Origin of the sequence: Staphylococcus massiliensis CCUG 55927, from assembly GCF_000298075.1 — a bacterium.
GTDB classification, from domain to species: Bacteria; Bacillota; Bacilli; order Staphylococcales; family Staphylococcaceae; genus Staphylococcus; species Staphylococcus massiliensis.
The window spans coordinates 603,674-618,143 of the sequence record NZ_JH815593.1 but is presented as its reverse complement, the minus strand read 5'-3'; the positions used below and the strand labels follow the sequence as shown (position 1 = coordinate 618,143).

The window sequence follows — 14,470 nt, the reverse complement described above, 5'->3', positions numbered from 1 at the left end:
TAAAAAAGAGAATTCAAATAGGGGGTTCCAAATTGAGTAATGAACGTCAAAAGGCTTTAGATACAGTCATTAAGAATATGGAAAAATCTTTCGGTAAAGGTGCAGTTATGAAACTAGGTGACAACAAAGGTCGCCGTGTTTCTAGTGTATCAAGTGGTTCTGTAACGCTTGATAACGCGTTAGGTGTAGGCGGTTATCCTAAAGGCCGTATCATAGAGGTATATGGTCCTGAAAGTTCAGGTAAAACAACAGTTGCATTACATGCTATCGCTGAAGTTCAGAAGAATGGCGGTATTGCAGCATTTATCGATGCCGAACACGCTTTAGACCCAGTTTATGCTGAAGCATTAGGTGTAGACATAAATAATTTATACCTATCTCAACCAGACCACGGTGAGCAAGGTTTAGAAATCGCTGAAGCTTTCGTTCGTAGTGGTGCCGTTGACATTGTCGTTGTCGACTCTGTAGCTGCTTTAACACCTAAAGCAGAAATTGAAGGTGAGATGGGCGACGCGCACGTTGGTTTACAAGCCCGCTTAATGTCTCAAGCGCTACGTAAACTTTCTGGTGCTATTTCAAAATCAAATACGACTGCTATCTTTATCAACCAAATCCGTGAAAAAGTTGGCGTTATGTTTGGTAATCCTGAAACAACGCCTGGTGGCCGTGCACTTAAATTCTATAGTTCAGTTCGTTTAGAAGTTAGACGTGCCGAACAACTTAAACAAGGTCAAGATATCGTAGGTAACCGTACGAAACTTAAAGTTGTTAAGAACAAAGTTGCACCACCATTTAGAATTGCTGAAGTTGATATTATGTATGGTAAAGGTATCTCTAAAGAAGGCGAAATCATCGATTTAGGTGTTCAAAACGATATTATCGATAAATCAGGTGCTTGGTATTCTTATAATGGTGACCGCATGGGTCAAGGTAAAGAAAATGTTAAAAACTACTTAAAAGAAAATCCTGAAATTATGAACGAAATCGATCAAAAACTACGTGAAACATTAGGAATTAAAGACGGTGATGTTGAAGAAACAGAAGAAAATGAATCACCAACGTTATTTGACGAATAAGTTATCTTATAATCAATTAAGACATGGTTGGACGTTTAATAATCCAACTATGTCTTTTTTTATTGAAAAGTCGAAAAAATGGCTTGGTTATTTAGATAAAATTTCTATATTTAAATCGGTGGGAAATTTTTCCAAAAATAAAATAAAAATTATAAAATCATAAACGATAAAGGTAAGGGGAAACCTTGACACTACTCTATCATTAAACGTACAATTGATATGTATGATTCTTATATAATTCATATAATCATATTAGATTTGATATACAGTACCAAATCCTAGAAAAAGGAGGTGTTTGTGTGAATTTATTAACCCTCTTACTCATTTTGCTAGGAGTAATTCTAGGAGTTGTTGTAGGGTATTTCATTGCCCATCACTTATTGCAGAGCAAACAAATACAAGCAAGGCAAACTGCTGAAGATATCATCGAACAAGCAAAAAGATCAGCAGCTAATCTCAAAAAAGAAAAATTAATAGAAGCCAAAGAAGAAAACCAATTAATACGAGAAAACGCTGAAAACGAACTTAGAGAGAGACGTGGTGATCTTCAAAGACAAGAAACCCGACTTCTTCAAAAGGAAGAAAACTTGGAGCGAAAATCGGATCTTTTAGATAAAAAAGACGAGATTTTAGAGCAAAAGGAATCTAAAATTGAAGAAAGACAACAACAAGTAGATGCAAATGAGCGAAGTGTTCAAACAATAATAATGAAGCACGAACAAGAACTAGAACGCATCTCCGGTCTCACACAAGAGGAAGCTCGTAACGAACAACTTCTTCGTGTGGAAGAAGAACTGTCACATGATATTGCAATACTTGTTAAAGAAAAGGAAAAAGAAGCGAAAGAAAAAGTTGATAAGACTGCAAAAGAAATTTTAGCAACAACTGTACAGCGCCTTGCAGCTGAACATACGACTGAGTCTACTGTATCTGTTGTTAACTTACCTAATGATGAAATGAAAGGTCGAATTATCGGTCGTGAAGGTCGTAACATTCGTACATTAGAAACATTAACAGGCATTGATTTAATTATTGATGATACGCCTGAAGCTGTTATTTTATCAGGTTTTGATCCTATAAGACGTGAAATTGCACGTACAGCTTTAGTTAATCTTGTTTCTGATGGCCGTATTCATCCAGGAAGAATTGAAGATATGGTTGATAAAGCACGTAAAGAAGTTGATGAGATTATTCGCGATGCTGGTGAACAAGCTACATTTGAATTAAATGTACATAACATGCATCCAGATCTTATTAAGATTCTCGGTAGAATGCAATACCGTACAAGTTACGGTCAGAATGTACTTAAACATTCTATTGAAGTTGCACATCTATCTGGTATGCTTGCAGCTGAACTTGGTGAAGATGTAACGCTCGCTAAACGTGCAGGATTGTTACATGATATCGGTAAAGCTATCGATCATGAAGTTGAAGGTAGTCACGTGGAGATTGGTGTAGAACTCGCTAAGAAATATAAAGAGTCTGAAACGGTTATCAATGCCATCCATTCTCACCACGGAGATGTTGAGCCAACAACGATTATTTCAATTCTTGTAGCCGCAGCCGATGCGTTATCAGCAGCACGACCAGGCGCACGTAAAGAAACACTTGAAAATTACATCAAGCGTTTAGAGCGCTTAGAAGAATTATCTGAAAGTTATGATGGTGTTGAAAAAGCATTCGCAATTCAAGCTGGACGAGAAATACGCGTTGTCGTATCGCCAGATTCTATAGATGATTTAAAAGCACATCGTTTAGCTAGAGACATAAAATCACAAATTGAAGATGAACTTCAATACCCAGGTCATATTAAAGTGACAGTTGTTCGAGAGACGAGAGCAATTGAATATGCAAAATAATGATTTAACGAAACGAGACATGTTATCATGTTTCGTTTTTTTTTGTGCCCGTTAGTTAAGTTCTAAAATAAATTATATATTTAAAAAATTAGATATGGTATAATATAAAAAACATCTTAGGAGTTATGACATGCTTAAACGAAATAAAAAACTCATACTATGGCTGCTAGCAAGTAGCTTATTATTTATATGCTCACTTATACCTATCATAAATGGTATTATTTTAAAGATTAGTCTTAATGATTATGAGTCTCATCATCTTGTTACAACATTAAAAGTACCAAACAATGAGGAAGATATTACGCACGTTGTTGGTAAAAATAATCAACGCGTTGGTACGATTCAGATTGAACATGAATTCGTGTTAAAGAAAAATGATTCCCAATTTGCACGCACTAAAAATGAGTTATATGAATTATTGTCCAAAGACTATGAGGTTTATACGAAACGTTACCATATGGCACATCAAACGATTACATTAGAGAAGAAGAAAAAGGATGATGGATTTACGGATGTGTATATCAACGATGAAAGCGTAGACATGTCACCGCTTAAGCTAAATGGTAAAGCGTATCAACATCGCTATGAAGATGCCGCACTCATTTATCAAAAGGATAAATTGTCTGAGGATTATATACTATCGCTGCTAGTTAAAGACAAGAACTATCCTGAGCAACTTAAGCTCTATCAAATTGATTCACAACTGAGAGATTTTAATATGAATCTTACGCCTGACTTTGTAAACCGTAATATGGACTATCGTACACTGGTTGATGAAAGTGGAATTGCGAATGACTATCCAATTCAACACGTTAAATCTGAGTTCTTAAAGTTAAGTATACTATTTCCTATTCTAACGTTTATTTTAAGCAGTGTGCTGCTTTTTTTATGTATGATTCGTATGTATCAAAAGCAATGTGCTTCTAAATTATATAACCTATATAAAAGCTTATTTTCTAATATTTAACCGCTCAAAATACAAGAAAGCGCGAGTACAAACATTGATTTGCATTCGCGCTTTCTTGTAAAATTTCTTTTTTTAAAAAAGACGATAGGTGTCTCTTCTATAACTAATTCTATATATGTGAAATGATTAATAGTCTTTAATTAGCTAAGTTGTAGTTTTGATTCTTTTACTTTTTTAATCGTGCTCTTAGTATCTAGGCAACCAGTTGAAAGATTTGCGTATCTTTCAGCCATGCGATAAGCAGTGATGTAAAGCTCAAGTGCTTCCTTCGAAATTTCCTCAGGATTTTCACTATTTGATGGATTAGCTTTAACTACTAAATCAGCAAATTTTTCTGGTTCGATATTAATAGACATACTACTTTTTACATCTCCTAATTAATTAAAATTCCCAATTTTTAGATAAAAATTGTAAAAGATAAAGACATCGTCATGTATAGCCTAGGCAATCAAGCGACAATCTTTATTTGTAATTCTAATATACCCGCTCACAATTTAACTAATACATTATTTTACATTCAGATTTGAACAAATTTTGACACTCACTTTTCATTTTCATCAAATTATTTTACACTTAGGGTAATGAAAGGATGAACAAGCATGCGAATTTTATTTATTGGGGATATCGTTGGGAAATTAGGTCGTGAAGCTATTTCGACTTATCTTCAAAAGCTTAAAAATAAATATAAACCTACAGTGACGATTGTAAATGCTGAGAATGCTGCACACGGCAAAGGTTTGACAGAAAAGATTTATAAGCAACTTTTACGTGAAGGCGTAGACTTTATGACGATGGGTAACCATACATATGGTCAACGTCAAATATATGAATTTATAGATGATGCGAAACGCATGGTACGCCCAGCCAATTTCCCTGAGGAAGCACCAGGTGTTGGTATGCGTTACATTCAAATCAACGATATTAAACTTGCTATAATCAATTTACAAGGTCGTTCATTTATGCAAGATATCGATGATCCTTTTAAAAAAGCGAACGCTTTAATTGAAGAAGCGAAACAAGTTACCGACTATATATTTGTAGACTTTCACGCTGAGACGACTTCTGAGAAGAACGCGATGGGATGGTTCTTAGATGGTCGTGTGAGTGCGATGGTAGGTACACATACACACATCCAAACGGCCGATGAACGTATTTTACCTCAAGGTACAGGCTATATTACCGACGTAGGTATGACTGGCTATTACGACGGTATTCTAGGAATTAATCGAGATGAAATTATTGAACGCTTTATCACAAGTTTACCGCAACGTCATGTCGTACCAGATGAAGGTCGTATGGTACTCTCAGGATGTATCATTGACCTTGATAAAGAAGGTCGTACAAAACGTATTGAACGCGTTCTTGTGAACGATGATCACCCATTAGAATAAGTATCGTCCATTAGTATGAATTTAGGCTAAAACCCACTAATACCATGGTATCTAGTGGGTTCTTTTGATATGATTAGAAATGAATTAAAATCCCTAGGAGGCATGTGACATGAAATCACAAGTATCATGGAAAGTCGGCGGACAACAAGGTGAAGGGATTGAATCTACGGGTGAAATCTTTGCTACAGCTATGAACCGTAAAGGTTATTATTTATATGGTTATCGACACTTTTCAAGTCGAATTAAAGGCGGTCATACAAATAATAAAATAAGAGTCTCAACATCACCAGTACATGCGATTAGTGATGATTTAGATATCTTAGTGGCTTTTGACCAAGAAACGATTGAAGTGAACCATCACGAAATGCGTTCAGATAGTATTATTATCGCTGATACAAAAGCGAAACCTGAAAAACCAGACGATTGCAAAGCACAACTCATTGATTTACCTTTCACACAAATTGCTAAAGAATTAGGCACGACGCTAATGAAAAACATGGTTGCAGTTGGTGCGACATGTGCAGTCATGAATTTACGTTTAGACGTATTCGAAAATCTTATTGAAAATATGTTCCAGAAAAAAGGCGAAAAGGTCGTTGAATTAAACATTGATGCACTTAAACAAGGTTACGATCTTATGAAGGAACAGTTAGAAACAATTGAAGGCGACTTTGAACTTGAAGAATCACATTCTAATCCGCATCTTTATATGATTGGTAACGATGCGATTGGTTTAGGTGCGATATCAGCAGGCTCAAGATTTATGGCGGCATATCCAATCACGCCAGCTTCAGAAATTATGGAATATATGATTGATAACTTACCTAAAGTTGGCGGTACGGTTATTCAAACTGAAGATGAAATTGCAGCAGCGACGATGGCTATTGGTTCAAACTACGCTGGTGTCCGTGCATTTACAGCTTCAGCTGGACCTGGTTTATCACTAATGATGGAATCAATCGGTCTATCTGGTATGACTGAAACACCATTTGTTGTTATTAATACGCAACGTGGTGGCCCATCAACAGGACTACCAACTAAACAGGAACAATCTGACTTAATGCAAATGATTTATGGTACACACGGTGATATTCCTAAAATTGTGGTAGCACCTACTGATGCTGAAGATGCCTTTTATTTAACAATTGAAGCGTTCAACCTTGCTGAAGAATATCAATGTCCTGTGATTATCTTAAGTGATTTACAATTATCACTTGGTAAGCAAACAGTTGAAAACTTAGACTATAGTAAAATTGAAATTCGTCGTGGCGAGACAATTCAAAGTGATATTGAACGCGATGAAGATGATAAAGGGTACTTCAAGCGTTATGCGTTAACTGGCAGTGGCGTATCACCTCGTCCTCTACCAAGCGTTAAAGGCGGTATTCACCACATTACTGGTGTTGAACACAACGAAGAAGGTAAACCAAGTGAAGTTAGCGAAAACCGTCAAGCTCAAATGGAAAAGAGAATGCGTAAAACTGAAAACTTAGTTATGAAAGATCCTGTTACGTATTCAAATAACTATGATGAAGCGGACATTTTATATATTGGCTTTATTTCAACGAAGGGTGCCATTGACGAAGGTATCGAAAGATTAGATGCTAAAGGCATTAAAGTAAATCATATGCATATTCGTCAGCTACACCCATTCCCATCTAAGACGGTTCAAGATGCAATTGATCAAGCTTCAAAAGTTATTGTTGCTGAGCACAATTATCAAGGTCAACTTGCAAGCATCTTAAAAATGAACGTGAATGTTAACGATAAATTAGTTAAACAAACGAAGTATGATGGTACACCTTTCTTACCACACGAAATTGAAGAAAAAGGTTTAGAAGTTGCCAATGAATTAAAGGAGTTGGTATAGTTGGCTACGTTTAAAGATTTTAGAAATAATGTTAAGCCGAACTGGTGCCCAGGTTGTGGTGATTTCTCAGTACAAGCGGCCATTCAAAAAGCAGCGGCTAATGTAGGCTTAGAACCTGACGAAGTTGCTTTAATTACGGGTATTGGTTGTTCAGGTCGTTTATCAGGATATATTAATGCTTATGGCGTACATGCCATCCACGGTCGTGCATTACCTTTAGCTCAAGGTGTTAAAATGGCTAACCGTGAGCTAACAGTTATTGCTTCTGGTGGTGACGGAGATGGTTATGCGATTGGTATGGGTCATACGATTCATGCATTACGTCGTAACATGAACATGACGTATATTGTTATGGATAACCAAATTTATGGTTTAACTAAAGGTCAAACATCACCGTCATCTGCACCTGGTTTTGTAACGAAGACAACACCTAAAGGTAATATTGAAAAGAATATTGCACCGCTTGAATTAGCGTTATCTTCAGGTGCCACATTTGTCGCACAGGGCTTTTCAAGTGATATTAAAGGATTAACGAAGATGATTGAAGATGCGATTAATCACGATGGTTTCTCATTTGTGAACGTGTTCTCACCATGTGTTACGTATAATAAAGTCAATACGTATGATTGGTTTAAAGAAAATCTTACAAGTATTGATGACATCGAGAACTATGATCCGTCAGATAAACAAAAAGCTGTGCAAACTGTGCTTGATTATGATTCGCTCATTAAAGGTATCGTGTATCAAGATACAGAAACACCATCTTATGAGTCTCAAATCGATACGTTCAACGAAGAACCACTTGCTAAGCAAGATATTAAGCTTGATGAAAATCAATTCAATGACTTAATGAAACAATTCGTTTAATATATAAGCGACTTTGACGGACACGAGTTGTCTTGTTTAGGTCGATTCTCAATAATTCATGGTAAAACTACTTACATCAACGTTATAATGTAAGTAGTTTTTCTATTTAAAAATACATTTAAGGTGGTTGTTTGTGATGAATGATACATTAATGAGTATTCAAATGATACCAAGACCGAAGAATGGTGAAGACGTGATTCCGTACGTAGATGAAGCAATTCGTGTAATTGATGAGTCCGGATTAAAGTATAGAGTAGGTCCATTAGAAACAACGATTGAAGGCGAAATGAGCGAGTTATTAATTTTAATTCAAAAGATGAACGAACGTATGGTTGAACTTGAAGTGGAAAGTTTAATGAATCAAATTAAGTTTTATCATGTACCAGAAGGGATTTCGATTGAAACACTTACTGGCAAGTATGATGATTAAGGCTTAACGCGAGATGTATTCACTTCATTCCTTATCATCTTTAAACAAAATTTTCATTTTGCACTTTTTACTTAAATTTAATATAATGAAAAGATGATATATGGCGAGAAAGGGTTTTTAATGTGAATGAAGAACAAAGAAAAGCGGGTAGTTTAGACGTCCTAAACCACCGTGATAAAGAAGAAAAAGATTATAGCAAATACTTTGAGCATGTTTATCAACCACCGAGCCTTAAAGAGGCGCGTAAGCGTGGTAAAGAAGAAGTTCAATATAATCGTGATTTCCAAATCGATGAGAAATATCGTGGTATGGGTAACGGTCGTACGTTCTTTATTAAAACGTATGGTTGTCAAATGAACGCACACGATACTGAAGTTATGGCAGGTATCTTTGGTGCGCTTGGTTATACACCATCAACTGATATTAACTCAGCTGACGTTATTTTACTCAATACTTGTGCCATCCGTGAAAATGCGGAAAATAAAGTGTTTAGTGAAATAGGTAACTTAAAACATCTTAAAAAAGAACGTCCTGATTGCTTAATTGGCGTATGTGGTTGTATGTCTCAAGAAGAATCTGTTGTCAATAAAATTTTAAAATCATATCAAAACGTAGATATGATATTCGGTACGCACAACATTCATAAGTTACCTGAGATTTTAGAAGAAGCATATATGTCTAAAGCGATGGTTGTTGATGTATGGTCTAAAGAGGGCGATGTTATCGAGAACCTTCCTAAAGTTCGTGAAGGCAACATTAAAGCTTGGGTTAACATTATGTATGGTTGTGACAAATTCTGTACGTATTGCATCGTGCCTTTTACAAGAGGGAAAGAACGTAGTCGTCGACCACAAGATATTATTGATGAAGTTCGTGATTTAGCACGTCAAGGTTATCAAGAGATTACGTTACTAGGCCAGAACGTTAACTCTTACGGTAAAGACCTTAAGGATATTGAATATGGTTTAGGCGATCTCTTTGAAGATATTTCTAAGATTGATATTCCGCGTGTTCGTTTTACAACGAGTCACCCGTGGGACTTTACAGACCATATGATTGATGTCATTGCGAAAGGTGGCAATATCGTGCCTCATATTCATTTACCAGTTCAATCAGGTAATGACGCGGTACTTAAAATTATGGGACGTAAATACACACGTGAAAGTTATTTAGATTTAGTTGAACGTATTAAAGCTAAGATTCCAGATGTAGCACTAACTACTGATATCATTGTAGGCTACCCAAATGAAACAGAAGAACAATTCCAAGATACCTTAACGCTTTACGATGAAGTTGGTTTCGAGCATGCTTATACGTACATCTACTCTCAACGTGACGGTACACCTGCAGCTAAAATGAAAGACAATGTACCAACTCGTGTTAAAAAAGAACGTTTACAAACATTAAACAAAAAAGTCGGCGAATATTGTCAAGAAGCACTCAAGCGATATGATAATGAAGTTGTTACAGTGCTTTGTGAAGGTACAAGTAAGAAAGACGATGAAGTGTTAGCTGGTTATACAGATAAGAATAAACTCGTTAACTTCAGAGGGCCTAAAGACGTTATTGGTAAATTAGTGGATGTTAAAATCACTGATCCAAGACAATATTCCCTAAATGGTGAATTCGTAGGCATTCATGACGCTATGGTGGCGCAATAAATGTACAGCAAAGACGATATCATTCAAGAGGCCAATCGTATTAGTCTTAAAATTCAAGACTTAGACATGATCCAAGATTACAAGCGTGTAGAAGATCAAATTCATCATAATCAACGACTTGATGCCTACATGAAACGTCTTAAAATGAATCAAAAGCAATCTGTAAATTTACAGAATTACGGTAAAGAGACCGCGTTCAATCAATCTGAATCTCATATTTCTGATATACAAAAGAAAATTGACGCGTTACCCATTGTTGGAGAATTTAAAGTCGCGCAACAAGATGCGAATACGTTCTTACATTCAATGGTGGATATCTTAAATGACGAAATGAATCATTAAAGGAGGATAAAAGCATTGCGTACGAATAAACTCGTACTTACAGCATTGTTTGTAGCTTTAAATGTTGTGTTAAGTACACTCATTACAATTCCGCTCGGTCCAATTAAAGCAGCACCTATGCAGCACTTTATTAATGTATTAAGCGCCGTATTCTTAGGACCATGGTTTGGTTTAGCACAAGCGTTTTTATCATCCGTTATTCGCATGATATTTGGTATCGGAAGCCCATTTGCCTTTCCTGGTAGTATGATCGGGGTATTCTTAGCGAGTATCTTATATATGTACCGTAAACACATTTTTGTGGCAGCAATTGGCGAAGTTATTGGTACGGGCATCATTGGTAGTTTAGTTTGTATTCCATTAGCGATGGTACTCAACATTCAAAACTTTATGATTCGTCCGCTTATGATGACGTTTATGGTTTCAAGTTTTGTAGGCGCTATTATTAGTTACGTGCTTTTAATGGTTCTTAAAAAACGCGGTTTAATCGATAAGTTTTCTCATAAATACAAGCGATAAATCTAGAATATTGATCAAACTAGGTTGGTAATGTGATATTAATTTCCTAATTAGCTGACTCCTAGGGAAGAAGCGTGTGTCTGGAGACTACAGGCTCCAGCCACGCCCCAGGAAAGCATGCTGATTAGGAAATTAAAAATAAAGTTTAAATATACTTTTTTTTAGTACTTAAATTTAAAGTGAGTCTGCGCAGTGGCGTATGACTCATTTTTTTCTTTTTGAAAAGCCCTATGTGGAATTAATATCATTTTATAAATTTCTGCATATTTTGAATGAGTAGTTAATTAAGTGATATTTTGATAAAATATATGCGTTAAGACAAAGAAAAAGTGTGATAATAAAGAAGGACTGTGAATACTATGGCGAAAGTAACACCTATGATGAAACAGTATTTAAATATTAAAGACCAATACGAAGATTGTTTACTATTTTTTAGATTAGGTGACTTCTATGAGATGTTCTTTGAAGATGCGATTGAAGCCTCAAGGGTCTTAGAAATTACGTTAACGAAGCGTGATGCGAAGAAGGAAAATCCTATCCCGATGTGTGGTGTGCCGTATCATTCAGCTGATAACTACATTGATACGCTCGTTCAAAATGGTTATAAAGTTGCGATTTGTGAACAGATGGAAGATCCAACTCAAACTAAAGGTATGGTTAAACGCGAAGTCGTACGTATCGTAACACCTGGTACCGTGATGCAAGAGAATGGTATCAATGAGAAAGAAAATAATTTTATCTTAAGTCTTATTCAAGCCGATGATTTCGCATTAGCTTACTGTGATGTATCAACGGGTGAATTGAAGGCAACGCATTTTACCGATGAAGCTACTTTAATCAATGAAATCACAACAATTAACCCGAATGAAATTATTATTCAACAACCTTTATCCGATGATTTGAAACGTCAAGTGAGTGTCATAACTGAAACAATAACGCTTAAAGAATCGTTATCAGATGTTCAATATGAGATGAATAATGCCACGCATGAATCGAGTTATCAAGCAACGCAAGTTTTATTAGACTACATTCATGAAACGCAAAAGCGAGATTTATCTCATATTGAAAACGTCAAGATGTATGAAGCGGTTCACTATATGAAAATGGATTACTATGCGAAACGTAATCTGGAACTAACTGAAAGCATGCGTCTTAAATCTAAAAAAGGTACGCTTCTTTGGCTCATGGATGAAACGAAGACGCCTATGGGTGCACGACGTTTAAAACAATGGATTGACCGACCGCTTATCGTTCAAGCGGATATTGAAGCGCGTCAAAAAGCCGTTGAAAGCTTTTTAAATTACTTTATCGAGCGTGATACGTTACGCGACTATTTAAAACAAGTCTATGATATCGAGCGTTTAGTTGGTCGCGTGAATTACGGTAATGTGAACGCGAAAGACTTGATTCAACTCAAGCATTCAATCGCAGAAATTCCGAATATTTTAGCGTTACTAGACTCTCTTGAAGGCTATGAATCGCCTCAGTTTAATCAATTAGAACCATTAGATGACTTACTTGAGCTACTCGAACAAAGTATTGTTGAACAACCACCTATTTCTGTTAAGGAAGGTGGGCTTTTCAAAGCGGATTATCATGCACAACTTGATGAGTACTTAGAAGCATCTCGTAATGGTAAGTCATGGTTAGCTGAACTGCAGCAAAAGGAACAAGCGCGTACGGGTATTCGCTCGTTAAAGATTCGTTTTAATAAAGTATTTGGTTACTTTATTGAAATTACGCGCGCGAATTTAAAGGGCTTTTCACCGGGGGACTATGGCTATGAGCGTAAGCAAACATTGTCTAATGCGGAACGTTTCATAACGGATGAGTTAAAAGAGAAGGAAGCATTGATCTTGGGGGCTGAGGAGAAGGCTATCGACCTTGAGTATCAATTGTTCCTAGAATTACGTGAGAAGGTTAAGAGTTATACTTCTAAATTGCAACAGCAAGCGAAATTAATTTCTGAACTCGATTGCTTACAGAGCTTTGCGGAAATTGCGCAAAAGTATAACTATGTGAAACCTGAATTTAGCGCTGAGCGAACGCTAGATTTACAAGATTCAAGACATCCTGTTGTAGAGCGTGTGATGGATCACAATGACTATGTGCCTAACGATTGTAAGCTTGATGATGAAACGTTTATTTACTTAATTACGGGGCCTAATATGTCTGGTAAGTCGACGTATATGCGACAAGTAGCAATTATTAGTATAATGGCGCAGATGGGTGCGTATGTACCTGCTGATAAAGCGACGCTACCGATCTTTGACCAGATATTTACGCGTATCGGAGCAGCAGATGATTTAGTATCAGGTAAGAGTACGTTTATGGTGGAAATGCTTGAAGCTCAAAAAGCATTAAAGCATGCGACTCAGGAAAGTTTAATTATCTTTGATGAAATTGGTCGCGGTACTTCAACATATGATGGACTTGCACTTGCTCAAGCGATGATTGAATATGTCGCGAATACGTCCCATGCTAAAACGTTATTCTCAACACACTATCATGAATTGACAACGCTAGATGAAACGTTACCTGCGCTTAAGAATGTACATGTTGCTGCTAATGAGCATCACGGTGAGTTAATCTTCTTGCATAAAGTTAAAGACGGTGCCGTTGATGATAGCTATGGTATTCAAGTTGCTAAGCTTGCGCATTTACCTGAAGCTGTCATCGACCGTGCGAAAGTGATTCTTGATTCACTTGAACATAAAGACGTTGAACAAGCTAAAGTGACGAGTGAAGATGCTACCGAAGTCCGCCAGGAAGCTGCGTCTATTAACGATGAAAGTAACCGTAAAACACCTGAACAACCGAAAGATGCCTTTGAACAACCAAGCTTTGACTTGTTTGATTCGAAAGCGGAATCTGAAGTTGAACTCGAACTTAAATCTTTAAATCTTTCTCAAATGACACCAATCGAGGCACTTGTGAAACTGAGCGAATTACAAAATGCGTTAAAGTAGGAGATGAATGATATGGGTAAAATTAAAGAACTTCAAACTTCTCTCGCTAATAAGATTGCTGCAGGTGAAGTTGTTGAGCGACCCGGTTCAGTCGTCAAAGAACTCGTTGAGAACGCGATTGATGCTCAAGCTACGGAAATTAATATTGAAGTTAAAGAGTCCGGGGTTCAGTCGATTCGTGTGGTCGATAACGGTAGTGGAATTGAAGAGGACGATTTACCCTTATTGTTCCATCGACATGCGACGAGTAAACTTGATAAAGACGAAGACTTGTTTCACGTGCGAACGCTTGGTTTTAGAGGTGAGGCGTTAGCAAGTATCGCTTCCGTGTCAAAAGTCACATTGAAAACGTGTACCAATGGTGAAGACGGCTTTGAAATTTATGCGTTAAACGGTGAACTCATAGAGAAAAAGCCAGCTAAAGCGAAACAAGGCACCGATATCTTTGTAGAAAATCTCTTCTATAATACACCTGCACGACTTAAATATATTAAAAGCTTGTATACGGAACTTGGTAAA

13 protein-coding genes are annotated in these 14,470 nt (G+C 36.6%); 12 read left to right on the top strand and 1 reads right to left on the bottom strand.

All coding sequences use genetic code 11. The annotated features are described in order from the left end of the window. The first annotated feature begins 32 nt into the window (after positions 1-32). From recA to A33S_RS0103330, 3 genes are all read left to right on the top strand, one after another. The gene (gene recA, locus A33S_RS0103340) at positions 33-1,076 is read left to right on the top strand and encodes a recombinase RecA (protein ID WP_009381780.1); all 1,044 of its coding nucleotides are present in this window, start codon (positions 33-35) and stop codon (positions 1,074-1,076) included. A 299-nt stretch (positions 1,077-1,375) separates the two neighbouring features. Then, positions 1,376-2,935, top strand: coding sequence for a ribonuclease Y (rny, locus tag A33S_RS0103335; protein WP_009381781.1), 1,560 nt, complete (start codon positions 1,376-1,378; stop codon positions 2,933-2,935). Between the two features lie 130 nt (positions 2,936-3,065). After that, a complete protein-coding gene (locus A33S_RS0103330) occupies positions 3,066-3,902 on the top strand; it encodes a hypothetical protein (protein WP_009381782.1) in 837 nt (278 codons plus the stop codon). 140 nt (positions 3,903-4,042) lie between these two features. Here A33S_RS0103330 and A33S_RS0103325 read toward each other — a convergent pair whose 3' ends face one another. Further along, a complete protein-coding gene (locus tag A33S_RS0103325) occupies positions 4,043-4,258 on the bottom strand; it encodes a hypothetical protein (RefSeq protein WP_009381783.1) in 216 nt (71 codons plus the stop codon). Between the two features lie 243 nt (positions 4,259-4,501). Here A33S_RS0103325 and A33S_RS0103320 point away from each other — a divergent pair, with 243 nt between their 5' ends. The 9 genes from A33S_RS0103320 to mutL all read left to right on the top strand — a co-directional run. Beyond that, positions 4,502-5,293 (top strand): TIGR00282 family metallophosphoesterase, encoded by a 792-nt coding sequence (locus A33S_RS0103320; protein WP_009381784.1) that lies wholly within the window; start codon positions 4,502-4,504, stop codon positions 5,291-5,293. Between the two features lie 109 nt (positions 5,294-5,402). After that, positions 5,403-7,163 carry a 2-oxoacid:acceptor oxidoreductase subunit alpha gene (locus A33S_RS0103315; protein ID WP_009381785.1) on the top strand — a complete coding sequence of 587 codons (1,761 nt, stop codon included), beginning with the start codon at positions 5,403-5,405 and terminating at the stop codon, positions 7,161-7,163. Next, the gene (locus tag A33S_RS0103310; RefSeq protein WP_009381786.1) at positions 7,164-8,030 is read left to right on the top strand and encodes a 2-oxoacid:ferredoxin oxidoreductase subunit beta; all 867 of its coding nucleotides are present in this window, start codon (positions 7,164-7,166) and stop codon (positions 8,028-8,030) included. Between the two features lie 136 nt (positions 8,031-8,166). Continuing rightward, a complete protein-coding gene (locus A33S_RS0103305) occupies positions 8,167-8,460 on the top strand; it encodes a thiamine-binding protein (RefSeq protein WP_009381787.1) in 294 nt (97 codons plus the stop codon). 122 nt (positions 8,461-8,582) lie between these two features. Beyond that, complete coding sequence (miaB, locus tag A33S_RS0103300) at positions 8,583-10,121, top strand: tRNA (N6-isopentenyl adenosine(37)-C2)-methylthiotransferase MiaB (RefSeq protein ID WP_009381788.1); 1,539 nt, start codon at positions 8,583-8,585, stop codon at positions 10,119-10,121. Continuing rightward, complete coding sequence (locus tag A33S_RS0103295) at positions 10,122-10,463, top strand: YlbF family regulator (RefSeq protein WP_009381789.1); 342 nt, start codon at positions 10,122-10,124, stop codon at positions 10,461-10,463. 15 nt (positions 10,464-10,478) lie between these two features. Continuing rightward, the gene (gene thiW / locus A33S_RS0103290; RefSeq protein WP_009381790.1) at positions 10,479-10,982 is read left to right on the top strand and encodes an energy coupling factor transporter S component ThiW; all 504 of its coding nucleotides are present in this window, start codon (positions 10,479-10,481) and stop codon (positions 10,980-10,982) included. Positions 10,983-11,341: 359 nt separating this feature from the next. Continuing rightward, a complete protein-coding gene (mutS, locus tag A33S_RS0103285) occupies positions 11,342-13,951 on the top strand; it encodes a DNA mismatch repair protein MutS (RefSeq protein ID WP_009381791.1) in 2,610 nt (869 codons plus the stop codon). Between the two features lie 12 nt (positions 13,952-13,963). Continuing rightward, positions 13,964-14,470: DNA mismatch repair endonuclease MutL (gene mutL, locus A33S_RS11560; RefSeq protein ID WP_017176558.1), on the top strand; the 507-nt coding region annotated here is incomplete at its 3' end.

What these genes read in the sequence shown, in the direction of transcription:
- A33S_RS0103330 (WP_009381782.1), top strand. Translation starts at nt 3,066, where the DNA reads ATGCTTAAACGAAATAAAAAACTCATACTATGGCTGCTAGCAAGTAGC.
- A33S_RS0103325 (WP_009381783.1), bottom strand. Translation starts at nt 4,258, where the DNA reads ATGTCTATTAATATCGAACCAGAAAAATTTGCTGATTTAGTAGTTAAA.
- A33S_RS0103320 (WP_009381784.1), top strand. Translation starts at nt 4,502, where the DNA reads ATGCGAATTTTATTTATTGGGGATATCGTTGGGAAATTAGGTCGTGAA.
- A33S_RS0103315 (WP_009381785.1), top strand. Translation starts at nt 5,403, where the DNA reads ATGAAATCACAAGTATCATGGAAAGTCGGCGGACAACAAGGTGAAGGG.
- A33S_RS0103305 (WP_009381787.1), top strand. Translation starts at nt 8,167, where the DNA reads ATGAATGATACATTAATGAGTATTCAAATGATACCAAGACCGAAGAAT.
- A33S_RS0103295 (WP_009381789.1), top strand. Translation starts at nt 10,122, where the DNA reads ATGTACAGCAAAGACGATATCATTCAAGAGGCCAATCGTATTAGTCTT.
- mutS (WP_009381791.1), top strand. Translation starts at nt 11,342, where the DNA reads ATGGCGAAAGTAACACCTATGATGAAACAGTATTTAAATATTAAAGAC.